Source organism: Cupriavidus sp. UBA2010, from assembly GCF_002335265.1.
Taxonomy (GTDB): Bacteria; Pseudomonadota; Gammaproteobacteria; order Burkholderiales; family Burkholderiaceae; genus Cupriavidus; species Cupriavidus metallidurans.
In genome coordinates this window covers 76,886-101,746 of record NZ_DDCI01000036.1, presented here as the reverse complement: position 1 = coordinate 101,746, position 24,861 = coordinate 76,886, and the positions used below count along the sequence as shown (strand labels likewise).

The 24,861-nt window shown below is 63.6% G+C and carries 27 protein-coding genes and 1 other RNA gene; 6 read left to right on the top strand and 22 right to left on the bottom strand.

The window, feature by feature from the left end; genetic code table 11:
- Positions 1-35: 35 nt before the first annotated feature.
- From B2246_RS27730 to tyrS, 3 genes are read right to left on the bottom strand one after another with little or no spacing between them, the layout of a single operon-like run.
- Positions 36-683, bottom strand: coding sequence for a YbhB/YbcL family Raf kinase inhibitor-like protein (locus B2246_RS27730; protein WP_008646018.1), 648 nt, complete (start codon positions 681-683; stop codon positions 36-38).
- A gap of 33 nt (positions 684-716) precedes the next feature.
- Positions 717-1,187 (bottom strand): D-aminoacyl-tRNA deacylase, encoded by a 471-nt coding sequence (gene dtd / locus B2246_RS27725; protein ID WP_008646017.1) that lies wholly within the window; start codon positions 1,185-1,187, stop codon positions 717-719.
- A 13-nt stretch (positions 1,188-1,200) separates the two neighbouring features.
- On the bottom strand, positions 1,201-2,442 hold the full coding sequence (gene tyrS, locus B2246_RS27720; RefSeq protein ID WP_008646015.1) for a tyrosine--tRNA ligase: 1,242 nt from the start codon (positions 2,440-2,442) through the stop codon (positions 1,201-1,203).
- A gap of 218 nt (positions 2,443-2,660) precedes the next feature.
- On the opposite strand from tyrS, the gene B2246_RS27715 reads away from it, so the two are divergent.
- Entirely contained in the window at positions 2,661-4,055 is a 1,395-nt protein-coding gene (locus B2246_RS27715; protein ID WP_008646013.1) for a M23 family metallopeptidase, read from the top strand.
- Between the two features lie 2 nt (positions 4,056-4,057).
- Positions 4,058-5,203, top strand: coding sequence for an anhydro-N-acetylmuramic acid kinase (locus B2246_RS27710; protein WP_286882481.1), 1,146 nt, complete (start codon positions 4,058-4,060; stop codon positions 5,201-5,203).
- A gap of 89 nt (positions 5,204-5,292) precedes the next feature.
- Here the strand turns inward: B2246_RS27710 and erpA are convergent, their stop codons facing one another.
- The 5 genes from erpA to rplM all read right to left on the bottom strand — a co-directional run bounded on the left by erpA (position 5,293) and on the right by rplM (position 8,097).
- Complete coding sequence (erpA, locus tag B2246_RS27705) at positions 5,293-5,661, bottom strand: iron-sulfur cluster insertion protein ErpA (protein ID WP_008646009.1); 369 nt, start codon at positions 5,659-5,661, stop codon at positions 5,293-5,295.
- Between the two features lie 108 nt (positions 5,662-5,769).
- Entirely contained in the window at positions 5,770-6,264 is a 495-nt protein-coding gene (locus tag B2246_RS27700) for a bactofilin family protein (RefSeq protein WP_186425959.1), read from the bottom strand.
- A gap of 23 nt (positions 6,265-6,287) precedes the next feature.
- The gene (locus B2246_RS27695) at positions 6,288-6,986 is read right to left on the bottom strand and encodes a DUF6776 family protein (RefSeq protein WP_234819051.1); all 699 of its coding nucleotides are present in this window, start codon (positions 6,984-6,986) and stop codon (positions 6,288-6,290) included.
- Between the two features lie 275 nt (positions 6,987-7,261).
- Positions 7,262-7,654, bottom strand: a complete 393-nt coding sequence (rpsI, locus tag B2246_RS27690; RefSeq protein ID WP_008646004.1) for a 30S ribosomal protein S9 — start codon at positions 7,652-7,654, stop codon at positions 7,262-7,264.
- Between the two features lie 14 nt (positions 7,655-7,668).
- On the bottom strand, positions 7,669-8,097 hold the full coding sequence (gene rplM / locus B2246_RS27685; protein ID WP_008646003.1) for a 50S ribosomal protein L13: 429 nt from the start codon (positions 8,095-8,097) through the stop codon (positions 7,669-7,671).
- Between the two features lie 759 nt (positions 8,098-8,856).
- Here rplM and B2246_RS27680 point away from each other — a divergent pair.
- Positions 8,857-9,279, top strand: a complete 423-nt coding sequence (locus tag B2246_RS27680) for an OsmC family protein (RefSeq protein ID WP_008646002.1) — start codon at positions 8,857-8,859, stop codon at positions 9,277-9,279.
- Positions 9,280-9,361: 82 nt separating this feature from the next.
- Here the strand turns inward: B2246_RS27680 and rnpB are convergent.
- The 5 genes from rnpB to B2246_RS27655 form a co-directional block, all read right to left on the bottom strand.
- Positions 9,362-9,702, bottom strand: an RNA gene (gene rnpB / locus B2246_RS27675) — RNase P RNA component class A.
- 36 nt (positions 9,703-9,738) lie between these two features.
- Positions 9,739-10,527: a DUF3025 domain-containing protein gene (locus B2246_RS27670; RefSeq protein WP_186425957.1), complete on the bottom strand. Its 789-nt coding sequence runs from the start codon at positions 10,525-10,527 to the stop codon at positions 9,739-9,741.
- 5 nt (positions 10,528-10,532) lie between these two features.
- Positions 10,533-11,567, bottom strand: coding sequence for a dihydroorotase (gene pyrC / locus B2246_RS27665; protein ID WP_008646000.1), 1,035 nt, complete (start codon positions 11,565-11,567; stop codon positions 10,533-10,535).
- Between the two features lie 32 nt (positions 11,568-11,599).
- The gene (locus tag B2246_RS27660; protein ID WP_286882482.1) at positions 11,600-12,898 is read right to left on the bottom strand and encodes a glycerate kinase type-2 family protein; all 1,299 of its coding nucleotides are present in this window, start codon (positions 12,896-12,898) and stop codon (positions 11,600-11,602) included.
- Complete coding sequence (locus B2246_RS27655) at positions 12,895-13,968, bottom strand: tartrate dehydrogenase (protein ID WP_286882483.1); 1,074 nt, start codon at positions 13,966-13,968, stop codon at positions 12,895-12,897. Before B2246_RS27655 ends, B2246_RS27660 begins: the two co-directional genes overlap by 4 nt.
- Positions 13,969-14,099: 131 nt before the next feature.
- Here B2246_RS27655 and B2246_RS27650 point away from each other — a divergent pair, with 131 nt between their 5' ends.
- The gene (locus B2246_RS27650; protein ID WP_008645996.1) at positions 14,100-14,930 is read left to right on the top strand and encodes a class II glutamine amidotransferase; all 831 of its coding nucleotides are present in this window, start codon (positions 14,100-14,102) and stop codon (positions 14,928-14,930) included.
- 96 nt (positions 14,931-15,026) lie between these two features.
- Here B2246_RS27650 and B2246_RS27645 read toward each other — a convergent pair whose 3' ends face one another.
- The 6 genes from B2246_RS27645 to B2246_RS27620 form a co-directional block, all read right to left on the bottom strand.
- Positions 15,027-15,761: an amino acid ABC transporter ATP-binding protein gene (locus tag B2246_RS27645; RefSeq protein ID WP_008645995.1), complete on the bottom strand. Its 735-nt coding sequence runs from the start codon at positions 15,759-15,761 to the stop codon at positions 15,027-15,029.
- Complete coding sequence (gene gltK / locus B2246_RS27640) at positions 15,758-16,441, bottom strand: glutamate/aspartate ABC transporter permease GltK (RefSeq protein ID WP_286882484.1); 684 nt, start codon at positions 16,439-16,441, stop codon at positions 15,758-15,760. The genes B2246_RS27645 and gltK overlap by 4 nt, the downstream gene beginning before the upstream one ends.
- Positions 16,442-16,452: 11 nt before the next feature.
- Complete coding sequence (locus B2246_RS27635; RefSeq protein WP_008645993.1) at positions 16,453-17,181, bottom strand: amino acid ABC transporter permease; 729 nt, start codon at positions 17,179-17,181, stop codon at positions 16,453-16,455.
- 65 nt (positions 17,182-17,246) lie between these two features.
- Positions 17,247-18,146, bottom strand: a complete 900-nt coding sequence (locus B2246_RS27630; protein ID WP_008645991.1) for a glutamate/aspartate ABC transporter substrate-binding protein — start codon at positions 18,144-18,146, stop codon at positions 17,247-17,249.
- Positions 18,147-18,449: 303 nt separating this feature from the next.
- Positions 18,450-19,757: a Glu/Leu/Phe/Val family dehydrogenase gene (locus tag B2246_RS27625; protein WP_186425955.1), complete on the bottom strand. Its 1,308-nt coding sequence runs from the start codon at positions 19,755-19,757 to the stop codon at positions 18,450-18,452.
- 133 nt (positions 19,758-19,890) lie between these two features.
- Positions 19,891-20,835, bottom strand: coding sequence for a LysR family transcriptional regulator (locus B2246_RS27620; RefSeq protein ID WP_024569482.1), 945 nt, complete (start codon positions 20,833-20,835; stop codon positions 19,891-19,893).
- A gap of 177 nt (positions 20,836-21,012) precedes the next feature.
- On the opposite strand from B2246_RS27620, the gene B2246_RS27615 reads away from it, so the two are divergent.
- On the top strand, positions 21,013-21,567 hold the full coding sequence (locus tag B2246_RS27615) for a cysteine dioxygenase family protein (protein ID WP_008645985.1): 555 nt from the start codon (positions 21,013-21,015) through the stop codon (positions 21,565-21,567).
- Between the two features lie 62 nt (positions 21,568-21,629).
- A complete protein-coding gene (locus B2246_RS27610; protein ID WP_008645983.1) occupies positions 21,630-22,088 on the top strand; it encodes an Lrp/AsnC family transcriptional regulator in 459 nt (152 codons plus the stop codon).
- Between the two features lie 67 nt (positions 22,089-22,155).
- On the opposite strand, the gene B2246_RS27605 is transcribed toward B2246_RS27610, so the two are convergent.
- The 3 genes from B2246_RS27605 to B2246_RS27595 are packed head-to-tail and all read right to left on the bottom strand — an operon-like array spanning position 22,156 to position 24,832.
- Complete coding sequence (locus tag B2246_RS27605) at positions 22,156-22,935, bottom strand: ABC transporter permease (RefSeq protein WP_035881372.1); 780 nt, start codon at positions 22,933-22,935, stop codon at positions 22,156-22,158.
- Positions 22,932-23,777 (bottom strand): ABC transporter ATP-binding protein, encoded by an 846-nt coding sequence (locus B2246_RS27600; RefSeq protein WP_035881371.1) that lies wholly within the window; start codon positions 23,775-23,777, stop codon positions 22,932-22,934. Before B2246_RS27600 ends, B2246_RS27605 begins: the two co-directional genes overlap by 4 nt.
- The gene (locus tag B2246_RS27595; protein WP_024569484.1) at positions 23,774-24,832 is read right to left on the bottom strand and encodes an ABC transporter substrate-binding protein; all 1,059 of its coding nucleotides are present in this window, start codon (positions 24,830-24,832) and stop codon (positions 23,774-23,776) included. The genes B2246_RS27600 and B2246_RS27595 overlap by 4 nt, the downstream gene beginning before the upstream one ends.
- Positions 24,833-24,861: the final 29 nt, after the last annotated feature.

Below are 24,861 nucleotides of genomic sequence, written 5' to 3'. Positions count from 1 at the left end.
CGGGCCGGGTCTGACGCCCGGCGGGGCGAACGAGGTTACTTCACGAGCCTCGGGTTAAGGGTGTATGTACCGGTCAGGCTGGCCTCGGCCAGGACATGGCCCTGGATCGCGCGGCGCACGTCGGCACCGGTGAACTTGCCTTCGACCGGAACGCGGTCGATATCGAGCGCGTACACGGTGAATACGTAGTGGTGAATGATCGAATCGTTCCACGGAGGGCACGGGCCGTCATAGCCGAAGTAGTCGCCCTTCATATCCGCGTCACCGGCGAACCAGCCCGTGTAGTCGTTCAGGCCGTGGCGCAGGCCGCCAGCCGTGGCGGTACCCACCAGCGCCTCGGGGCCCGGCTTGCCTCGCGCGATCACGCCGTCGCTGTGCGAGCCTGCCGAGATCGTGTGTAGACCGGGCGGAACGTCGATCAGCACCCAGTGGAAAAAGTCCACGCGCGGCAGCGATTCCGGAACCTCGCGGCCTTCCTGGTTGACGTCGTCGCCCTTGCTCGGCACATCGCGGTCATGGCAGATCAGCACGAACGAACGGGTGGCGGCGGGCACGTCATCCCAATGCAGATCCGGGTTGCGGTTGCTCGACAGCGCGACATGACTGGCCGCGTCGGGCACGCAAAACGCAAACTCGCCGGGAATCGGCGCATTGTCGGCAAAGGCCTTGCTCCAGAGTTTCATGGGGATCTCCTTGGGTGTCGATCTCGGGCGACGTCAGGCATTCGCTGCCGGTGGCACGCGCAGCCAGAACGTCACGGGACCATCGTTGGTCAGGCTGACCTGCATCATCGCGCCGAACTCGCCGGTCTGCACCGACGGATGCGCGGCGCGGGCGCGGGTCACGAAATGATCGTAAAGGCGGCGGCCGTCCTCGGGCGCGGCGGCCGGGGTGAAGCTCGGCCGGGTGCCGCTGTTGGTATCGGCAGCCAGCGTGAACTGGGACACCACGAGTAGCCCGCCTGCGGTGCCCTGGCCGTCCATGTTCTGCACCGGCAGGTTCATCCGCCCTTCCGCGTCGGAAAACACACGGTATGACAGCAGCTTGGCCAGCAATCGCTCGGCCTGCGCCTCGGTGTCGCCGCGCTCGGCACAGACCAGCGCCAGCAGGCCCGCGCCGATCTCGCCGGTGGTGCGACCATCCACAGTCACGCGCGCCTGCGAAACGCGCTGGATCAGGGCGATCATCGAGGGCCCGGGCTCAGGAAAGCGTCACGCGCGCGAAGCGGCGCTTGCCCACCTGCACCACGTACGTGCCGGCGGCCACCTTGGTCGCCTTGTCGCTGACCACGGCACCATCGATCTTCACGCCGCCCTGCTCGATATTGCGGTTGGCCTCGGAGGTCGACGGCACGAGATTGGCCTGCTTGAGCAGTTGCGCGATGCCCAGCGGCGCGCCTTCGAGGCTCACGGCCGGGATGTCGTCGGGCACGCCGCCACGGGCGCGATGATTGAAGTCCTCGAGCGCCTTCTCGGCATCAGCCTGGCTGTGGAAACGCGTGACGATCTCCTGGGCCAGAGCCACCTTGCAGTCGCGCGGGTTGCGGCCCAGCGCCACTTCGTTCTTCATCAGGTCAATCTCGCTCATCGGGCGGGACGACAGCAGCGTGTAGTACTGCCACATCAGTTCGTCCGAGATGCTCATCAGCTTGCCGAACATGTCGTTCGGGGCCTCGGTCACGCCGATGTAGTTGTTCTTGGACTTCGACATCTTCTCAACGCCGTCCAGCCCCACCAGCAGCGGCATCGTCAGGATGCACTGCGATTCCTGGCCGTACTCCTTCTGCAGCTCGCGACCCACCAGCAGATTGAACTTCTGGTCGGTGCCGCCCAGCTCCAGATCCGACTTCAGCGCCACGGAATCGTAGCCCTGCATGAGCGGATAAAGGAACTCATGGACCGAAATCGGAATCCCAGACCGGAACCGTTTGGTGAAGTCGTCGCGCTCCATCATCCGGGCCACGGTGTACTTGGCCGCGAGCTGGATCATGCCGCGGGCGCCCAGTGGGTCGCACCACTCGCTGTTGTAGCGGATTTCGGTACGTGCCGGATCGAGCACCAGGCTGGCCTGGCGGTAGTAGGTCTGGGCGTTGGCCTCGATCTGCTCCCGGGTCAGCGGCGGGCGGGTGGAATTGCGGCCCGAGGGATCGCCGATCGTCGACGTGAAATCGCCGATCAGAAAGATCACCTGGTGGCCCAGATCCTGGAGCTGGCGCAGCTTGTTCAGGACCACGGTGTGGCCCAGATGGATGTCGGGCGCGGTCGGATCCAGGCCAAGCTTGATCCGCAGCGGCACGCCGGTGGCCTCGCTGCGGGCCAGCTTCTGCAACCATTCGGATTCAACAAGGAGCTCGTCGCAGCCGCGCTTGGTGATCTCCAGTGCGCGCATCACCGACGGCGTAAGTGGATAGTTGGCCGCGGCGGCCGGGGACACTTCACTCATGACGTAAGTCTTTGAAATCTATAAAGAATTTGCGACGGACAATCAGATTCGTTCTGGTATAATCCGCGCTTTGCGCCAGACGGGATAAACCGTCGGCCAACCGTCATTCTAGGCGGCATACAAACAACGCCCGCACCGCACCTCGGGGGAGGAAGGCAGACGACACATATCGTCGCGGCAGCGGCCCTAGGTAATACGGAAAGCTTGAATTCTACGTGATGTGGTCTAGTCTCCGCGAAGTTTTCGCGCGCGAGCTGGTGGTACTCGTCGACCCTACCAATCCCCAGCACACGCGTCGCCGCAAACAATTGACCGTCGCCGTTGGCACGGTATTCACCCTTGGCATGGCTGCAGCCATGGGCGTCGCCCCGCGCAATGCCTTCGATGATCCGCTGGCCCCGCGCGTCGAGCAGGCCCTGCGGATGCCGGATGTGCGCCAGCAACTCGAACTGCTCACCGAGACGGATGAGCAGAGTGTCTACGTGCGTCAGGAACGAATGCAGCGCGGCGACACCATCTCCACGCTGTTGCGCCGGCTCGGCGTCGACGATCCCGACGCGCAATCGTTCATCCTCAAGAACCCGACCGCCCGTGGCCTGTTCGGCCTGAATCCCGGCCAGACGGTGCAGGCCGAGATCGACGACAGCAATCTGCTGGTCGCGCTGCAGGCCAACCTGGGCGGCGACGCCGCGAGTTCCCGTGAACTCGTGGTCGAGCGCGTGGCCCCGCAGAAGGACGGCGGCGACTACACGTACAGGGCGCGTATCGCGTCGGTGGACAACGACGTGCACTACGAGATGGCCTCTGGCGCCATCGAGAACAACGGCTTCTTCAAGTCGATGGACGCGGCGAACGTGCCGGACGAAATCGTCAGCCAGATGATCTCGATCTTCTCGGGGGTCATCGACTTCCACCATGACATTGCCCGTGGCGACCGTTTCCGCATCGTCTATGAAGCCGGCTTCCGCGACGGCGCCTTCGTGCGCAACGGCCGCGTGGTGGCGATCGAACTGATCAACCGGAACACGCTGTACCAGGCGCTCTGGTATTCGCCCACGGACGGCGAACCCGGGGCCTATTACACGTTCGACGGCCGCAGCATGAAGCGCCCGTTCCTGCGTTCGCCGGTGGAGTTCTCGCGCGTCTCGTCGGGCTTCGGCGGCCGCGACCATCCGCTGCATCACAAGTGGGCGCAGCACAAGGGCGTCGACTTCGCCGCCCCCACGGGCACCAAGGTGTTCGCCTCGGGCGAAGGCACGGTAGAGTTCGTGGGCCAGCAGAACGGCTACGGCAACTTGATCATCCTGCGACATGCCGGCGGCTATTCGACTTACTACGCCCACCTGTCCGGCTTTGCCGGCCTGCGTGACGGCCAGCACGTCGGCCAGGGCGAGGTGATCGGCTACGTCGGGTCCACCGGCTGGGCTACCGGGCCGCACCTGCATTACGAATTCCGCTACAACGACGTGCCCCAGAATCCGCTGACGACAACACTGATGGAAGCGCCCACGCTGACCGGCAAGTCGCGCTCGGAATTCCTGAACTACACGAGCGCCATGCTGAGCCGGATCAACATGCTGCGCACCTACAACGTCCTGACGGCCAGCAACTGACCATGCCCGCCTCCCCGCAGTCCAGCGAGATGTTTATCGGCCTGATGTCCGGCACCTCCATGGACGGCGCGGACGGCGTGCTCGTCGACTTCTCCGGCGCGCAGCCGGCAGTGCTGGCTGCCGCCCATACACCGTTCCCCGCACCGCTGCGCGACGCGTTTGGCGCCCTGCAGCAGCCCGGCGACGACGAAATCCATCGCGAAGCACTGGCATCGAACGGCCTGGCCCGGGTCTACGCCGATTGCGTGGCAACGCTGCTCCGGATGGCCAATGTGACTGCCGGCAGCGTGGCGGCCATCGGCGCGCACGGCCAGACGATCCGTCACCGGCCGGGCCAGTACGATGGCATTGGATATACCCGGCAGAGCCAGCACCCGGCGCTGCTGGCCGAGCTGACGGGCATCGACGTGGTGGCCGACTTCCGCAGCCGCGATGTCGCGGCCGGCGGGCAAGGCGCGCCGCTGGTGCCGGCGGTACACGCCGCGCTGTTCGGCGCTGTCGACGAAACGCGTGTGGTCTGCAACATCGGCGGGATCTCGAACATCAGCATCCTGCCTGCGGCTGGCACCGGGCGCCCGGTGACGGGGTTCGACTGCGGCCCGGGCAATGCGCTGCTCGACGACTGGATTCATCGCCACCGTGGCACGCCCTACGACGATGGTGGCGCGTGGGCAGCCAGTGGCAAGGTCGACGAAGACCTGCTGGGCCAGATGCTCGCCGAACCCTACTTTCGCGCGTTGCCACCCAAGAGCACCGGGCGCGACCTGTTTCATCCGGGGTGGCTGCAGTCGCTGCTTGACGCATATGGCAATGCTGCCCAGCCGCAGCCGGTGGACATCCAGGCCACACTGGCCACGCTGACGGCCACGGCGATCGCCCAGGACGTGCAACGGTATGCGCCCGAGGCGCGGCGGTTGATCGTATGTGGAGGCGGTGCGCACAACGACTTCGTCATGACGACGATGGCGAGGCAGTTACCGGGTGTGCTGGTGCAGACAACGGCCGATTTCGGGGTGCCAGTGTCGCAAGTGGAAGCCATCGCGTTCGCATGGCTGGCACGGCAGTGCACGCGCCGCGCACCAGGCAACGTGGCCACCGTCACCGGTGCGATGGGGCCGCGCGTGCTTGGCGCCATCTATCCGCGATAGGCTGTGCGCTGATCCGGTCGGGTTGTCGACGGCCCGAAAACAAAAAAGCGCACCGACTGGTGCGCTTTTTTTGGGGGGACGAACCCGGCTCAGACCGAGAACGACGAACCGCAACCGCAGGTGGTCGACGCGTTCGGGTTCTTGATCACGAACTGCGCGCCGTTGATGTCTTCCTTGTAGTCGATCTCGGCGCCCACCAGATACTGGTAGCTCATCGAGTCAATCAACAGCGTGACGCCGTTCTTGACCATCGTGGTGTCGTCTTCGTTCACATCTTCATCGAAGGTGAAGCCGTACTGGAAGCCCGAGCAGCCGCCACCCTGCACAAACACGCGCAGCTTCAGTTCGGCATTGCCCTCTTCCTCGATCAACTGCTTGACCTTGTCGGCTGCGCTGTCGGTAAAGACGAACGGTGCCGGCACGTCCTCGGTTGCGGGTGCCTCTGCGACTGCGTTCATGGGAATCTCCTGGTTAGATACGCCCGTATTCTAAGCGTTACTGGCAAATCGTGCCGAAACCCCTTGTTTTCAAGGGGCTCTGGGCCCTCGGGGTACCGTTTACGCCACTCAGGCCGGCACGCCCGTGCCTTCCGGCGCCTTGTCGTTATCGGCTGCCTGATCCGACGCCGTCGCCTCGCCATCATTGGCCGGCGCATCAGTCTTGGCTTCCGCGGACGGAGCGAGGTTCGGCAGCGCCCTCACCTCAGTTTGCGTCAGCGGCACAAGTCGACCTTCGACGATTGCGCCCTGGTGCATTTCTAGCGCTGCATAGCGCACCTCCCCATACACCCGTGCGTGCGGCTGCAATTCGAGCAACTCGGCGGCATGCACCGGACCGGTCACGGTGCCGTTCAGGATCAGGTGGTCCACACGGATCTCGCCCTCGACAATCCCTTTCTCGCTGATCACAAGCATGCTCGACTTGCCTTCGGCAGCGATCACGTTGCCACGCACCCGGCCATCGAGACGAAGCCCCCCGGAAAACGTCACATCGCCTTCGATCGTGGCACCCAGCCCGATCAGGGTGTCGATGGACAGGCCTTTCTTCTTCGAAAACAGCATGCTTTCTCTCCTTTTCGCGCAGACTAGGGCGTAGCCGACTGCGTTGCACGGACTTGGCCGTTCTGGACGATGCGGACCATGACGGCACGTACTTCGGCGCCCTGCGGAACCATCAGATCGCCTTCAATACGCTGGTAATGTGTAAGCCTCACTTTTGGCAACGGCGGATCCCCCGGTTGTGGCAAGGTCAATGCCAACGGCTTGCCGTCGCGAACCGCCGAGATAGTGAACTGTAGCTCACCCATGAAATCCGGCTGCTCGACGAAGGCCTTGGACCCACCCTGCATCGCAAGCAGCCGGTAGTGCACGGCACGCGGCTGGGCCTCGTCCAACGCGACCCGGAAACTCCGCACATGGATGCCCGAGGTGTCCCCGGTGGCCGGGAGCAGCGATTCGAAGAATCCAAGATCCTCCTTGATCTGCCCGACATCGGCTTCGGCTGTCTTGAGTTGCTGGGCCAGCCGCTCCTGCGCCGCGCGCGCCATCTGCAACTCCGCGCCGGCGGTATTCGCGGTGGCCCGCAGTCGATCGCGCTCTCCAGTGATATCGACCAGTTGCTGCTGCAACTGCGCGATCTCTTCGGAGCGATTCGTGACCGATTCGACAGCCGGCTTGGCGGCGCGGCGGCCCATTTCATACATCCCCGCCGCCAATGCACCCCCGACCAGAAGCAGCGCGACCACAAGTACCCAGACGCGCCAAGGCCGTTGCTGGCGGATCACCGCCGTATGCGAGCGCAAGCCGCGGCGCGGCCGTAGCGGCCGGTACGTCACGCCCATCGTGCCATCCCTCGACCCATTGTTCGCCCCCTCATTCCGCAGGCCGGTGATTGTATCGCTGGCTGGTCAGCGCGCGGATGAAAATTGTAGCAATCGGCATACATGGGCCGTGCCAACGTTTGACCTGGGCTTGCTTTGGACGAAAAAAAACCGCACGCCAGGGCGTGCGGTTTTTCTGGATTTGCCGGCTCCGCTTGGCGGAACCTGGCAAATGCGCATTAGCGCTTCGAGAACTGCTTGCGGCGACGTGCCTTGTGCAGACCGACCTTCTTACGCTCGACTTCACGGGCGTCACGCGTAACGTAGCCTGCCTTCGACAGGGTCGGCTTCAGCGTGGCATCGTAGTCGATCAGGGCGCGGGTGATGCCGTGACGGACAGCACCGGCCTGGCCGGTTTCGCCACCACCGGTCACATTGACCTTGATGTCGAACGTTTCGGCGTGAGCGGTCAGCTCCAGCGGCTGGCGCACGATCATCAGCGAGGTTTCGCGAGCGAAGTACTCTTTGATGGGCTTGCCGTTGACGATGATATCGCCCTTGCCCGACTTGATGAAGACACGAGCCACGGCGCTCTTGCGGCGGCCAGTACCGTAATTCCAGTTACCGATCATGGATATTGGCCCCTTTAGATTTCCAGCACCTTGGGCTGCTGTGCGCTATGCGGATGTTCGGCTTCGGCATAAACCTTCAGCTTCTTGATCATCGCGTAGCCCAGCGGACCCTTAGGCAGCATGCCCTTAACAGCCTTTTCCAGGGCGCGACCCGGGAAACGCTGCTGCATCTTGCCGAACGTGGTTTCGTAGATACCGCCCGGGTAACCCGAGTGACGGTAGTACTTCTTGTCCTGTTCCTTGGTACCCGTCACGCGCAGCTTGGCCGCATTGACGATGATGATGAAATCACCAGTATCGACGTGAGGAGTGAATTCCGGCTTGTGCTTGCCGCGCAGTCGGCGTGCCACTTCGCTGGCAACACGGCCGAGGACTTTGTCCGTCGCGTCAATCACGTACCAGTCGCGCTTTACCTCTGCAGGCTTGGCGGAAAAGGTCTTCATGATTTTTCCTGAATTTTGAAAACTGCCCGAGGTGACGGTCGCCGTTTTAGCGTCCTGTCAATCGGCCGGTCCTTTGGACCTGACCTTCCTGCTTGTATCTGCAGGCTCTCCCTGACTTCTTTCCGGGGGCAATGACCGGAAAAGTCGGCCATTATACGGGCTGTCGAGTCGATCGCACAAGCAAAGTTGTGGCTTTTCGTCAAGATGGCCAGTGGCCAGCAAAGGGCCATAGAACTGGATGGGCAGCCTGCGTCACGATTTCGCCGGGCCGCCCTTGCAAAAGACGAAAAAAAACCCAAGTCGGTTGGACTTGGGTTCGAATCCACCAAAGGAGGAGGGTGGAGGAGACACCGGGCGATCGACGGGGCCGGTCCTGGCGGGCGGTGCGACGAGCGATTTGGGTACGTTACCGACTTTCGCTTTCGCACTCTGGCGCGCTCTCATGCGCCGTCGTTCGATGGATTGAATTATACATATCGGCACAGCCGTTGCAAGAAAATTTGCAGTGCGAAATGCGATACCGCAATATGAAATTGCGGATAGATCATATCGAATGCCTCACATTCCTTATTAAACAAGGAGTTGAGTGTGAATCCACAAGGTCTCGCAGGCATCGCATTAGAGGAAACCCTCAGAATTTCGCGGGAAATGGCATGGTCGGAGGCCAATTCCCGCATGTCATATACTCACGAAATGCAAGATGCGTGATCGCGCGGTGATGCGCGAAAACACACAAACCAGAACCGAGGAACGAAAAAAATGGAATGCAAAGTGACATGGATGGGGCCGGAGGGCATGAGCTTCGTAGCCCAGACCGGCAGCGGTCACATCGTGGCGATGGATGGCGCACCTGACGGCGGCGGCAACAACCTGGCGCCCCGGCCCATGGAAATGGTGTTGCTGGGCACCGGCGGCTGCACGGCATATGACGTGGTGCTGATCCTCAAGCGTGGCCGCCAGGACGTGCGCGGTTGCAGCGTCAAGCTGGAAGCCGAGCGCGCCGAGACCGACCCGAAGGTGTTCACGAAGATCAACTTCCACTTCACCGTGACCGGCCGCAACCTGGATCCGGGCAAGGTCGAACGCGCGATCGAGCTGTCGCACGAGAAGTACTGCTCGGCCTCGATCATGCTGGCCAAGACGGCCGAGATCACGCACACGATGGAAATCGTCGAAGGCTGACCGTCTTCGTGCAAGCCGGGCGAAAGCATCCGTCCCGGCCAAATAAAAACGCCCGGCGCAATGCCGGGCGTTCGCGTATCTGAAGCAAAGCAGGCCGATAAGCCGGATTCTGTGCGCCCCGCACGCCTTGCGGCGCCCGGAACGTGACAACCATTCCTCTAGGCCGACCGTTACCGGCCGGCTCCAGCTCCCTACCCGCAGACTCGGCGGGCCGCTTCATCGTCTGCCTATTTGGGATTGCTCCAGGTGGAGGTTACCGCGTTTCACCCTTCCCGCCAGCCGAAGCCGGCGGCAAGACTCGTCTCTGTGGCCCTATTCCGCACGTTACCGTGGATGGCTGTTAGCCAACACCCTGCCCTGTGGAGTCCGGACTTTCCTCCCCTTGCACCTTGCGATGCAAGCAGCGATTGTCTGGCCTGCTTTGCGGCCCGCAGTCTAACACCGATGCGCGGTTGCCGGTCAGCCCGCCTCGGCATTGGTGGCCGCACCGCGGCGTCCGGGCCGGAACACGCTGAGATCGTCGTAGAAACCAGGGGCAGCGCTCTCGTCACACCAACCTGGAATGCCCATCACCGGTAGCGGCGCGAAACTGCGGCCACCCTTGAGACGCCCCTGCTCCGCAGTTTCGGCCAGTGACGCCGCCAGCAAGCCGTCGAGCCTGGCGATCGGCGTCATCGGCGACGCCGGAATCCACCATGCATGGGCGGTCACGGACTTGTAGGGCTGCACCAGTTTTTCCAGCAGCGCATGGCCGAACGGCACTACCGCGCAGGTATCGCGCCAGGCATCACGACGTGAGACAAACAGTTTGCGCCAGGCAAAACCGCGCAGCGCATCGGCAAGCGTTGCATCTTCACTGACCAGAATCACGGCGTTCTCGTCGAACAGCGTCGCCGCGTCACGCAGGCCCCCGCGCACGGCTTGCACGCCGTCCCGCTCGATGGCCTCGGCTTGCAGCCGGTTGAGCAGTCGCTTGGTCTCGGGGAAATGCAGCCAGATCAGCGCGTTGAATGCGTCGTGCAGGTTATCGCGCGTTGGCACCTGCCCGGTGGCGAAGATGTGGGACTCGTAGGCCACACCTTCGGGCAGGGTGTCCTGGGGCACGAAGCGCAGCGGCAGCCCCTGGGCGTTGAGGCTGCCCGATGCCGCCGCGTCGAAAGCCTCGCGCAGGTCACTGCCACGGAGGCGGGATGCGGACGCGGCGAACGGCATGAACCACGGCCGCGTCCAGTCGATCTTCGACAGCAACCGACTTAGCTCGCCTTCCAGCGCAGCGTTTCGCCGGCGCGCAGCGGCACCAGCGTGGTATCACCGTACGGCAGCTCGGCCGGCAATTCCCAGTCTTCGCGCGTCAGCGTCAGCGTGCCGCTGTTGCGCGGCAGGCCATAGAAGGCCGGGCCGTTGAAGCTGGAGAATGCCTCGAGCTTGTCCAGCGCGCCGGCAGCGTCGAACGCTTCGGCATAGAGCTCCATGGCATGGAGCGCCGTGTAGCAGCCGGCGCAGCCGCATGCGTGCTCCTTGAGGCCGCGTGCGTGGGGTGCGCTGTCGGTCCCAAGGAAGAAACGCGGGCTGCCCGACGTCGCGGCCTTGACCAGCGCCTCGCGGTGGATCTCGCGCTTGAGCACCGGCAGGCAGTAGTAGTGCGGACGAATCCCGCCCGTAAAGATTGCATTACGGTTGTACAGCAGGTGATGCGCGGTGATCGTCGCGCCGACCGGGCCTTCGGCCTCGGCCACGTACTGGGCCGCATCGCGGGTGGTGATGTGTTCGAACACCACCTTGAGCTCCGGGAAGTCGCGGCGCAGCGGCTTCATCACGCGGTCGATGAACACGGCCTCGCGATCGAAGATGTCGATGTCGCCATCAGTGACCTCGCCGTGGACCAGCAGCGGCACACCTTCACGCTGCATCGCCTCAAGCGTGGCGGCGCAGCGGCGGATATCGGTCACGCCGGCATCGCTGTTGGTGGTGGCGCCGGCCGGATACAGCTTGACGCCGTGGACGAAACCGCTCGCACGGGCCGCGACGATTTCCTCCGGCGGCGTGTTGTCGGTCAGGTACAGCGTCATCAGCGGCTCGAACGCCATGCCGGCCGGCAGCGCGGCCAGGATGCGCGCGCGGTAGGCACTGGCCTGCTCCACCGTGGTCACGGGCGGCTTCAGGTTCGGCATGATGATGGCACGTGCGAACTGGCGTGCCGTGTCGGGCAGTACGGCCGCCAGCGCCGCGCCATCGCGCAGGTGCAGGTGCCAGTCGTCCGGGCGGGTGATGGTGAGTTTCTGGGTCATGGGGACGAGCGAAACGAGTAAGACGGGGAAATCTAGAGAATCAGAATGGCGCGGTAGTCATTCACATTGGTACGCGTCGGGCCGGTCACGACCAGGTCGCCGATCGCATCGAAAAAGCCCCACGCGTCGTGTGCGTCGAGCTTCTGCCGGGCCGAAGTGCCGCTGCCTTCCGCGCGGGCCAGCGAATCGGGCGCCAGCAACGCGCCGGCATTGTCTTCGGACCCGTCGATACCGTCGGTATCGGCCGCGATCGCGTGGACATTCGGCGTGCCTGCCAATTCGATCGCCAGAGACAGCAGGAATTCGGAGCACCGCCCGCCGCGCGCCGATTCGGACGCGCCGCTTGGCAATGTGACCGTGCATTCACCGCCAGAAATCAGCGCAACCGACGCGGCGAACGGCGCATTGTACGCCCGAATCTCGCGCACCAGCGCCGCGTAGACGCGGGCCACCTCCTGCGCCTCGCCAGTCACGGTATCGCCGAGCACCACCGCATTGACGCCCTGCCGACGGAACTCGGCCGCCGCGGCTTCCAGGCTGTCGTGTGCCGTGGCGATCATGCGATTGTCCACGTTCATGAACAGCGGATCGCCCGGCTTCGGCGTTTCCTCGATCTCGCCACGCGCGCCGCGCTCCAGATGCGCCTGCACGGTTGTCGGCACCGCCGCGCCATAGCGCTTGAGGATCGCCAGCGCATCGGCGTACGTGCTCGCGTCCGGCACGGTCGGGCCCGATGCAATCGCGCTCGGGTCGTCCCCGGCCACGTCCGAGACGATCAACGTGGTCACCGGCGCGCGGCTGGCCTGCGCCAGGCGGCCGCCCTGGATGCGCGAGGTGTGCTTGCGCACGATATTCATGTCCGTGATCGGCGCCCCGCAGCGCAGCAACTCGCGCGTGGTGGCCTTGAGGTCGGCCATGGGAATGCCCTCGGCCGGCAACGACAGCAGGCTCGACCCGCCGCCGGAGACCAGCACGATCAACCGGTCATCCGGGCCCAGCGCCTGTACGCGGGCAAGGATGTCGGCGGCCGCCTGCTCGCCGGCCTCGTCCGGCACGGGATGGCCGGCTTCGATCACGCGGATATGTTCGGTCGGCAGGCCGTGCGCATAGCGCGTGACGACGATGCCTTCCAGGCTGGCCTTGCCCTGGTACGCGCGTTCGACGGCCAGCGCCATCGACGCCGCGGCCTTGCCTGCCCCCACGACCAGCGTGCGGCCGCCCGCGTGCGGTGGCGGCAGGTGCGCGGCCACGATTTCGAGCGGATCGGCTGCGGCCACGGCGGCGCGGAAGCTCTCCAGCAGCAATGTACGGGGATCGACCTGTGCGTTCACAGCGCCTCCGCGATGGCCTGGCCGAGATCGACCGTGGAGGCGGTACCGCCAATATCACGCGTCAGCGGCGCATGACCCGGTCCCGCGGCCAGCACCTGCTCGATGGCCGCCAGCACGGCCGCGCCAGCCTCGGCGTGGCCCAGGTGTTCGAGCATCATCGCACCGCACCAGATCTGGCCGATCGGATTGGCGATGCCCTGGCCAGCGATGTCGGGCGCCGAGCCGTGCACGGGCTCGAACAGGCTGGGATAAACCTTGTCAGGATTGATGTTGCCCGACGGCGCCACGCCGATCGTGCCGGTACAGGCCGGGCCGAGATCGGACAGGATGTCGCCAAACAGGTTGCTGGCCACCACTACGTCGAACCAGTCCGGGTGCTGTACGAAGTGGGCGGTCAGGATGTCGATGTGGTACTTGTCGACCTTCATGCCGGGATAGTTGGCGGCCATCGCCTCCACCCGTTCGTCCCAGTACGGCATCGTGATCGAGATCCCGTTGGACTTGGTGGCCGACGTCAGGTGCTTCTTCGGACGTTTCTGCGCCAGTTCGAACGCGAATTTCAGGATGCGGTCGACGCCGTGCCGGCTCATCACCGTCTCCTGCATCACGATCTCGCGCTCGGTACCCGGGAACATGCGCCCACCGATACTCGAATACTCGCCCTCGGTGTTCTCGCGCACCACGTAGAAATCAATGTCGCCCGGCTTTCGGTCGGCTAGCGGGCTCTTGATGCCGGGCATCAGCCGGACCTGGCGCAGGTTCACGTACTGGTCGAACGAGCGCCGGAACTGCAGCAGGGAGCCCCACAGCGACACGTGATCGGCAATCTTCGCCGGCCAGCCAACCGCGCCAAAGTAGATGGCGTCGTACTTGACCAGGGTGTCAAACCAGTCGTCCGGCAGCATCTTGCCGTGGCGCTCGTAGTACGCGTAACTGGAAAAATCGAAGTGGTCCCACTGAAAATCGATGCCGAAACGGCGTGCGGCGGCATCCATGACGCGGATGCCTTCGGGCATCACTTCCGTTCCGATTCCGTCTCCGGGAATGACAGCGATCTTGTATTGACTCATGGCTGGGAAGGAGGGGGTGACTGCGGGGGGAGGCGCGTACCGCCGCCGTGCTTGGCAGCGCCGGGCACGCGCAGGATAATGCCTGCATTCTATTGCAAAGCGGCAGCCCCCTGCCGCACGGTGCCTTCGCCATGTGCCAGCTTCTAGGCATGAATTGCGCCACGCCCACGGACGTGACGTTCTCCTTTACTGGCTTCGCCGCCCGCGGCGGTGTGACCGACCATCATTCCGATGGATTCGGCGTCGCATTCTTCGAGGACAAGGCCTGCCGGCTGTTCATCGACAACCAGTCGGCGGGTACCTCGCCGGTGGCCGACCTGATCAAGCGCTACCCGATCAAGTCAAAGAACGTGATCTCGCATATCCGCAAGGCCACTCAGGGCACTGTCTTGCTCGAGAACTGCCATCCGTTCATGCGAGAACTCTGGGGACGGCACTGGATCTTTGCCCACAACGGTGACTTGCACGGCTTTGCGCCGTTCCTGTCCGGCGTCTACCAGCCGGTGGGAGACACCGACAGCGAGCTGGCGTTCTGCGCGCTGATGCAGGGCCTGCGCAAGCGCTTCCCCGGATCTCAGCCGCCGCTCAACGAACTCGGCCATGCGCTGGCCGACATCACGCGCGACATCACGCTGCACGGGGTGTTCAACTACCTGCTCTGCAACGGGCAGGCGCTGTTCGCGCACTGCTCCACGCGCCTGTACTACATCGTGCGCCAGTGGCCGTTCTCGAAGGCGCACCTGATTGATGCCGACCTGTCGATCGACTTCGCGCAGGTGACCACACCCGACGACCGCGTGGCCGTGATCGCCACCGCGCCGCTGACGGACAACGAGACCTGGACCCAGTTCGCGCCGGGAGACTTGATCATGTTCGAGGACGGTAGGCCCACCATGACGTGGAGCGTGCCCATCCCGCCGGAAGTCCAGGCGAAGAACGCGGCGAATACGGCCTGCACCTGAGTCCGACCCTGAGTCCGACCCTGACCAAATGAAAATGCCCCTCCCCGCGTGGCGGGAAGGGGCACTTGGCGCCTGCGTCCGTCTGGTTGCCTGCGCTCAGTGGTGCAGGATCTTCGACAGGAACTGCTTGGCTCGGTCCGAGCGGGCGTCAATGTTGCCGAAGAACTCTTCCTTCGCGCAGTCTTCCACGATCTTGCCGGCGTCCATGAAGATCACACGGTTGGCCACCTTGCGCGCGAAACCCATTTCGTGGGTCACGCACATCATGGTCATGCCTTCCTGTGCGAGCTGCACCATCACGTCCAGCACCTCGTTGACCATTTCCGGGTCGAGCGCCGAGGTCGGTTCGTCGAACAACATGCAGATCGGGTCCATCGACAGCGCGCGGGCAATCGCCACACGCTGCTGCTGACCACCGGAAAGCTGGCCCGGATACTTTTCCGCCTGGCTCTTCAGGCCCACGCGCTCCAGGTACTTCAGGCCCTTTGCCATCGCCTCGTCCTTCGAGCGGCCCAGCACCTTCATCTGCGCGATGGTCAGGTTCTCGGTGATCGACAGGTGCGGGAACAGTTCGAAGTTCTGGAACACCATGCCCACGCGCGAACGCAGCTTGGGCAGGTTGGTCTTCGGATTGCCCACCGACGTGCCGTCGACGAGGATGTCGCCCTTCTGGAACGGCTCCAGCGCATTGACGGTCTTGATCAGCGTGGACTTGCCCGAACCGGACGGACCGCACACCACCACCACTTCACCCTTGGCAACCTTGGTGGTGCAGTCGGTCAGCACCTGGAAGGCGCCGTACCACTTGGAAACGTTATTGATTTCGATCATACAGCCACCTTTTTCTGGTAACGCTTGACCAGCAGCGAAGCGGAGAAACAAATGATGAAGTAGATGAGGCCGGCGAAAAGCAGCATCTCGACGATGCGGCCATCACGTTCGCCAATGCCGTACGCCTGACCGAAGAAGTCCGCCAGCGCGCTCACGTAGACCAGCGACGTATCCTGGAACAGGATGATGCCCTGCGTCAGCAGCAGCGGCACCATGTTGCGGAACGCCTGCGGCAGGATCACCAGCCGCATGCTCTGGCCATAGGTCATGCCCATCGCCTGCGCGGCGAACATCTGTCCGCGCGACACGCTCTGGATACCGGCGCGGATGATTTCCGAGTAATACGCGGCCTCGAACAGCGAGAACGCGATCAGCGCCGAAGTCATGCGCAGGTCCGATGCTGCCGACAGGTTGAACGTCTTCTGCAGCAACTGCGGAATGATCAGGAAGAACCACAACAGCACCATCACCAGCGGGATGGAGCGGAAGAGGGTCACATACGCCTGCGCGAACCAGTTCAGCAGCTTGTTCGACGACAGGCGCATCATCGCCAGGATCGTGCCCCAGACGATACCGACGATCACCGCGGTCACGGTGATCTTGGCCGACACGAGCATCCCTTCGCCCAGCACATGCAGCGTGGAGGGGTTGATCGAGCTGAAATCAAATTCGTATGCCATGTTCCAGCTCCTTACTTGCCACCGATGAAGCCGGGCACGCGGGTGCGACGTTCCACCCAGCGCATTAACAGCATCACGGTGAAGTTGATGAGCGCGTACAGCACCGTGACGGCGATGAACGACTCATACGGGCGCGCGGTGTAGTCCACCAGCTGGCGTCCCTGCGCGGCCAGTTCCAGCAGACCGATCGTCGACGCCACGGCCGAGTTCTTGAAGATGTTCAGAAACTCGGAAGTCAGCGGCGGCACGATAACGCGGAATGCCATCGGCAGCAGCACGTAGCGATACGTCTGCGGCAGCGTGAAACCCATCGCCAGGCCGGCGTTCTTCTGGCCGCGCGGCAGCGAGTTGATACCTGAGCGCACCTGTTCGCAAACCCGGGCGGCCGTGAAGGTGCCCAGACAGAGCATGGCGGCCAGGAACTGCTGGGTGAACGGATTCATCTGCTTGATCGTCTCGCCGCCGGGCAGCAGTTCGGGGCCGACGAAGTACCAGATGAAAAGCTGCACCAGCAGCGGAATGTTCCGGAAGATCTCGACGTAGGTAGCGGCGATCCCCGACAGCCACTTGTTCGGCACGGTGCGCAGCACACCCAGCACCGACCCGATGGCGAGAGCGATGATCCACGAGGACAGGCCAAGCGCGATCGTCACCTTGAGACCGGAAATCATCCAGTCCAGGTAGGTCTCGTTCGCCGCCGCCTGCTCGAGGAAGACTCCCCAATGAAAAGCGTAATCCATGATGCGTCCTCAAAAAGAAACGGAAGGACTGCTCCTTCCGTTTCGCACTGCTCCAATCGTGGGGATCAGTCGAGTGCCTTGTCGTTCGGGTTCTTGAAGAGCGCCTTCATGTCATCGGACAGCGGGAAGTCCAGGTTCAGGCCCTTCGGCGGCACCGGTTGCATGAACCACTTGGTGTACATCGTGTTGATCGTGCCATCCTTCATCAGGCCGGCGATCACGTGATCAGACACCTTCTTGAACGGCGCATCATCCTTGCGGATCATGCAACCATAGGCTTCGCGCGATTGCGGCTTGCCCACCACGATCCAGTCGTTCGGGTTCTTGGCCTTGGCGCGCTCGCCGTAGAGCAGTGCGTCGTCCATCATGAATGCCACGGCACGGCCCGATTCCAGCGTCAGGAACGACTGGCCATGATCCTTGGTGCTGATGATGCTCATGCCCAGCTTCTGGTCATCGTTCATCTTGCGCAGCAGGCGCTCGGACGTCGTGCCGGCAGTGGTCACCACGTTCTTGCCCTTCAGGTCGGCCCAATCCTTGATGCCGCCGTCCTTCTTCACCATGATGCGCGTGCCGATGATGAAGATCGTGTCGGTGAAGGAGACCTGCTTCTGGCGTTCCAGATTATTGGTCGTGGAGCCGCACTCGATGTCGATCGTGCCGTTCTGCAGCAGCGTGATGCGGTTCTGCGACGTGATCGGGATTTCCTTGACCTGCAGGTTCGGCAGCTTGAGCTGGTCCTTGATGGCTTCCACGATCTTCATATTGATATCGTAGGAATAGCCCACCTGACGCACGCCGCCCAGGTTGTAGTTGAAAGGAATCGACGAATCGCGCACGCCCAGCGTGATGACACCCGTATCCTTGATCTTCTGCAGCGTGCCCGTGAGCTGCTCTGCGGCCTGCGCGTTACCGCACAGGACGCCTGCGGCGATCATCAGGCCAGCCAGCTTGGCTACATTCATAACATCTCCTTGACCATGAAGAGAAAGGCGGGACTTTATCAAATGTCCCACCGACGAAACAGTATTGCTTAGCTCGCCACCCAGCACAACGGGTATTCCCCTAATTGGGGCAAGTTAGAGCACAGATTCGCGGCGATGCGCCAAATCGAGACACAACTGCCCACGTGGCCTCGTTCCCCCGCAAGCCCCGGAAATAAAAAAGCGGCGACTGGAACAAACCAGTCGCCGCGTTTCGGTGTCATCCAGGCAATGGGCAACCTTGCTGCGTCGCAGCACCGGCCGCCCACCGGGAACCCTGCCTCATCAGGGATACAGGCCGCGCATTTCGCGCGCCTGCAGAATACGCGTACAGGCAACGATAAACGCAGCCGTCCGCAACGTGACCTTGTTGTCCTGGGCAACCTGCCAGATTGCCCGGAAGGCCTCTTGCATGATCCGTACCAGGCGCTCGTTGATCTCCTCTTCGGTCCAGAAGAAGCTCGAGAAATCCTGCACCCATTCGAAGTAGGACACGGTCACGCCGCCGGCGTTGGCGATCACGTCCGGGCAAACCAGGATATTGCGCTCGCGCAGGATATCGTCGGCCTCGGGCGTGGTCGGACCGTTGGCGCCCTCGATCACCAGCTTCGCCTTGATCTTCGGCGCATTGCTGGCGGTCAGTTGCCCTTCCAGCGCGGCCGGGATCAGGATGTCGCAATCAACTTCCCAGAACTGCTCGGTGGAGATGACCTCGGCGCGGTAGCCTTCGATCGTGCCGCTGTGCGACGCGTATTCCATCATCTTCGGCACGTCCAGGCCAGCCGGATCGAACAGCGTGGTGCGATGGTCCTGCACCGCCACCACCGTCGCGCCCGCCTCATGGAACAGCTTGGCTGCCACGGCACCAACGTTGCCGAAGCCCTGCACCGCCACGCGCGCGCCCTTGATGTCCATGCCCAGATTGCGGGCCGCCTCGGAACCAACGACGAACACGCCGCGGCCCGTGGCTTCGTGACGACCCAGCGAGCCGCCCAGCGAGATCGGCTTGCCGGTCACCACGCCGGTAGCCGTGCTGCCCGAGTTCATCGAGTAGGTATCCATCATCCAGGCCATGACCTGGGCGTTGGTGTTCACGTCCGGGGCGGGAATGTCCTTGCTCGGTCCGATGATGATGTTGATTTCGCTCGTGTACCGGCGGGTCAGGCGTTCCAGTTCGCCGTGCGACAGGCTGCGCGGATCAACGCGGATACCGCCCTTGGCGCCGCCGTACGGCACGTTCACGGCCGCGTTCTTGACCGACATCCAGGCCGACAGCGCCATTACCTCGGACAGCGTCACGTCCTGGTGGAAGCGGACGCCGCCCTTGCCCGGGCCGCGCGACAGGTTGTGCTGCACGCGATAGCCCTCGAAGTGGGCGATCGTGCCGTTGTCGAGTTCGATGGGTACGTCGACGATCAGCGCGCGCTTCGGGCGCTTCAGGGTTTCCACCCAGCGTGCCAGCGAGCCCAGGTAGGGCGTGACACGGTCGACTTGCTGCAGGTAGATCCCCCACGGGCCGAGGTTGTCGGCGTTCAGGTACGAAGGCAGGGTATGAGCATTGGAGACGTTTTGCGTCGGTGCTGCGGAAGACATCGTTGGGTCCCGAGTAAAGGTGACACGGAGCATATCGGCGGCCCCATCCCTGAATCCAATGCCGTTTGATCATCCCCATATGCATGGTTATGCAAGATTCGCATAACCATTACCCCACCCCAAATTGGGTTTTTTACGAGGTCAGCGCCGCCCAGATCTTGTCCACAAGCTGGCGCTTGCGGCGCTGCTGGCTGCCGCGCCGCTCGTTGGCGTGTTCCGGCGGCCGTTCGCGATAGAGCCGGATTTCCATGTCGATCGACTGGGGCAAGCCCTTCGCGGCATCGGCGCGTACCAGCCGGCCGGCGGCCACGTCCTCGCGTACCGCGCTCTCGGGCAGGAAGGCCATGCCATGCCCGGCCAGCGCCATGACCTTGAGCGCCTCGGCCATATCGGTCTCATAGCATTTGTCGAGCTTGAGCGTTTCCGGCGATTCGGCCAGCAGCATGTCCACCATGCGGCCAAGGAAGGCATTGGGCGTGTAGCTCAGGTACGGCACCGGCTTCTTGTCGGTGCCGGGCATCCGGAACAACGGGCGGCCGGACGCATCGGGGACGCTATAGGGCGACAGGCGCTCGGTGCCGAGCACCAGCATGTCGTAGTGCGCCGGGTCAAGCTGGATGGCCTGGCGCGAGTGGTGATAGACCATGACGAGATCGCACCCGCCTTCGACGAGCATCAGCACCGCGTCGTGCACGTTCAGCGCCCGCAGCCGGCATGGCAGCGTGCCGACCTTGCGCTCGACGCCCTTGAGCCACTCCGGGAAAAACGTCAGCGACAGCGTGTGCGGTACCGCGAATTCCAGCACTTGCGCGTTAGCCGAGCGCTGGCCGCGCATTAGCGCTCGCGTCTCGCTCACCTGCGCCAGCATCGCCAGCGCCTGTTCGTAGAACACCTTGCCGGCGGCAGTCAGGCTGGTGGGATAACTCGAACGGTCGATCAGTTCGGTGCCGACCCACGCCTCGAGCGACTGAATCCGGCGCGAGAATGCCGGCTGCGTGACATGCCGCAGCTCTGCCGAGCGCGAGAAGCTGTGCGTCTCTGCCAGGCTGACGAAGTCTTCAAGCCATTTGATTTCCATGGCGCGGATTATCACCCGGCGCCCGCCCGGACGCACGATGCGCAAGCTCATTCCCCAAAATGCGCATCCAGTAGAACAGGATTACAATTCCAATCGATTCCAGACTGAAATTTGCATCATTGTGCTCGGAGGGTCCTCCTATGATGGAAGCCATAACACCACCAAGACGAGCTCGCCATGCAAACCTCCGCCCCTTGCGCCCGCTCCGGCGCCCCGGAACCGTCGCCACTGACGCCGTTCACCAGCGGAATCGAAGCCACCCTGGCCAAGAACGCCCGCATGGTCGCCGAACAGGTCGCCGCGAGCCTGCCCGACGCCGAAACGCTGCTGGCCAGCCTGCCGCCGGGCGCGCTGGAAGGCAGCCCGGATACCTACACCCGCCATCTGGTCCACGCCGACCCGTTCGAACGCTTTTCCGTGATGCTGCTGGTCTGGCGTCCCGGCCAGTTCAGCCCGGTGCACGGCCATCGCACGTGGTGCGCGTATCGCGTGCTGCGCGGCACCATGTACGAGCGGCACTACCGCTGGGATCCGGAAAGCCGCACGGCGTCGCAGGTCGGCGCCGTGACGCGCGAAGCCGGCGACACGTTCAGTGTGCCGGCCGGCCTGCAACACATCCACGCCCTCGGCAATGCCAGCGACGACGTCACCGTCTCGCTGCACATCTACGGCGTGGAACAGAGCCGTATCTCCACCGGCGTCAACCTGCTGGTGGACACCGTCGTCAGCTGACACTCGCACCGCAAGGGCGGCGGGTGCCCGGCACCCCTTCCGCCCCTTGATTGCGAGACCCCATGGACCGTTATGACCGTCAGATCCTCGGCATTCTGCAGGAGGACGCCACCGTGCCCGTCGCCGAGATCGGCGAACAGGTCGGCCTGACATCAACACCCTGCTGGCGCCGAGTACAAAAGCTGGAAGAGTCCGGCATCATCCGCAAGCGCGTGGCGCTGCTCGACCCCGCCAAGCTGAACGTCGGCGTGACCGTCTTCGTCTCGGTCCGCACCAACCAGCACAGCGAGAAATGGCTCAAGACCTTCCACGGGCTGGTGGCGTCGATCCCGGAAGTCACCGAGTTCTATCGCATGGCGGGCGATACCGACTACCTGCTGCGCGTGGTGGTGCCCGATATCGCCGCCTATGACGCCGTGTACAAGAAGCTGATCCAGGGCTCCGAGCTTGCTGACGTCAGCTCCAGCTTCGCGATGGAGCAGATCAAGTACACGACGGCGCTGCCGCTGGACTACGCGTAGCGGGTCAGGCGTCCGAGAGGCTACTCCCCGCTCCCTCCGAGCGGGAGCGGGGAGAAACGCAGAAACCTCACCCCCGATGCGCCCAGCCCGTCATCCGTTTCTCCAGCACCGAGAACAGCTCATACATGCCCATCGCCATGATGGCGATGACGACGAGACCGGCGAACGCGAGCGGCATCTTCATGGCCGATCCTGCCGATACGAGCAGATAGCCGATGCCTTCGTTGGCGGCGCTCATCTCCGACACCGTGGTGCCGACGAACGCAAGCGTGATCGCCACCTTCAACGAGGCAAAGAAGAACGGCATCGCGCGGGGCAGGCCCACCTTCAGCAGCACGTCGCGACGCTTGGCACCGAGCACGCGCAGTACGTCCTCGAGTTCGGGTTCGAGCGTCGCCAGCCCCGTCGCGATATTGACCATGATCGGGAAGAACGAGATCAGGAACGCGGTCAGGATCGCCGGCCCGGCGCCAAGCCCGAACCACACCACCAGGATCGGCACGAACGCCGCCTTCGGCAGCGCGTTGAAGGCCGTCATCAGCGGATAGGTTGCCGCGTACGCCAGCTTCGACGATCCCATCAGCATGCCGAGCACCACGCCCACCACAATGGCCAGGCCGAAGCCGACCATCGTGGTCCAGAAGGTGCGCCACGCGTGTGCGGCGATCACATCGCCATACTCGGTCATCGAGGAGACGATCGAAGATGGGCTCGGCAGGATGAAGTCCGACACGTTGAACGCGAGGCACGCCACCTGCCACAGCAACAGGAACGCACCGAGCAACAGCCACGGCGCCACACGCTGCACGCGCTTTGCCTGAATCGAAGACATCGTGTTCATGATCATTGCTGCCTGACATGGCCGATCTTCTCGCGCAACTCGTGCACGCGTTCGGCGAAGGGTTCGGAATAGGTGACATCGAGCGGACGCGGGCGCGGCAAGTCGATCTCCCGGCGCAGCAGGATGCGTCCCGGCCGCGCGCTCATGACGTACACGGTATCGGCCAGGAACACGGCCTCGCGCAGATCGTGCGTGACGAGGATCACGTTGAAGCGCTGCGCCTGCCAGAGGTCCCGCAGCACGCACCAGAGTTCCTCGCGCGTGAACGCATCGAGCGCGCCGAACGGCTCATCCAGCAGCAGCATTCGCGGCTGATGGATCAGCGCCCGGCAAATCGACGCCCGCTGCTGCATGCCGCCCGAAAGCTGCCACGGATACTTGTCCTCGTAGCCAGCAAGCCCGACCGTCTTCAGCAGATCGCGGGCGCGCGCCACATACTCGTCGCGCTTCGCGCGCATCGTCGAGCGGTACGGCTCGACGATCTCGAGCGGCAGCATCACGTTGTCGAGCGTGGTGCGCCATGGCAGCAGCGTCGGCGCCTGGAAAGCCATGCCCACCTGCTTGAGCGGCCCGCTGACCTTCTCGCCGTTGATGCTGACCGCACCACGCGTGGCTTGCCGCAGGCCGGTAGCCAGCTTCATGAACGTCGACTTGCCGCATCCGGATGGGCCGACGATGGCGATGAACTCGCCTTCGGCTGCCTGCAGCGAGATGTCCTCGACCGCGAACTCCCCGCGCCGCGCCAGCTCGTCGTCATAGGCCAGCCAGACGCGATTGAAATCGACGAACGGCCGGGTTGCGTTGGAGGCTCCGCCAGTGGCGGGGTGAAGCGCTTGCCGGGCCATCATCGCAGGACATCCAGTTCGGCTGCCGAAGGCAGGTAGGCATCGGTCCACAGCGCATCGGGATTGATACGCCCCTTGGTGGCGAAAGCATCGGCCACCTGGGATGCCATCAGCGACAGGCGCGGCTTGTTGACGCGCCCGAAACCTTCCGCCTTGGCATCGGGCGACTTGACCACCGCGTCGAGCGCCATCTTCAGCCGGCGAACTTCGAGCTTCTCGTCGATGATCCCGTCGCGCGCCTTCACGGCCTTGATCCCCTCCTCCGGGTTCGCGATCACGTCCTTCGCCGATTTCGCGAACGCCCGCAGGAAGGCCTTGACCGCTTCAGGGTGGGCCTTCAGAAACTGCTCCGACGCAATGATCGCGTTGCCATACAGCTTCACGCCGTACTGCGGATAGGGGAGCACGACGATGTCCTCATCCTTCACGCCGCGCGCATTGAGATTCAGGATCGACGTGAACGAGAAGCCGGTGATCGCATCGAGATCGCCACGCGTCAGCATGGTCTCGCGCAGCGTCGGATCCATCGCCTGCCAGTTGAACGACGCCGCCTGCAGGCCGTTGGCCTTGGCGAAGATCGGGAACGCGCGGCGGCCGGCATCGAATACCGGGGCGCCGAGCTTCTTGCCGGTCAGGTCCTTCGGCGCGCGAATGCCGGACTTCTTCAGCGCCAGCACCGCGGCTGGCGTGTTGTTGTAGACCATCATCACGGCCACCGGCTTGTTCTTCGCGTCCGGGTTGTTGCCGTAGAACTCCATCACCGATGCCAGATCGGCAAAACCCATGTCATACGTGCCGGAGGCCACGCGATTGACCACGTTGCCCGATCCGTTGCCGGCGTCGATCGACACGTCGAGCTTCTCGGCCTTGTAGTAGCCCTTCTGCTCGCCAAGCAGGAACAGCGCGGATGGTCCTTCAAAGCGCCAGTCGAGCTGAAAGCGGATCTTCGTCGCGGTCTGCGCCTGCGCGGTGCCCGCGCAGAGTGTCGACAGCACCATGGTGGTGCCCATGACGGTGCACAGCTTCAGCAGATGACGGCGCAGAGGGGATTGCGGCATGGACCTTCTCCAGTAGTTGATCTCTCTGG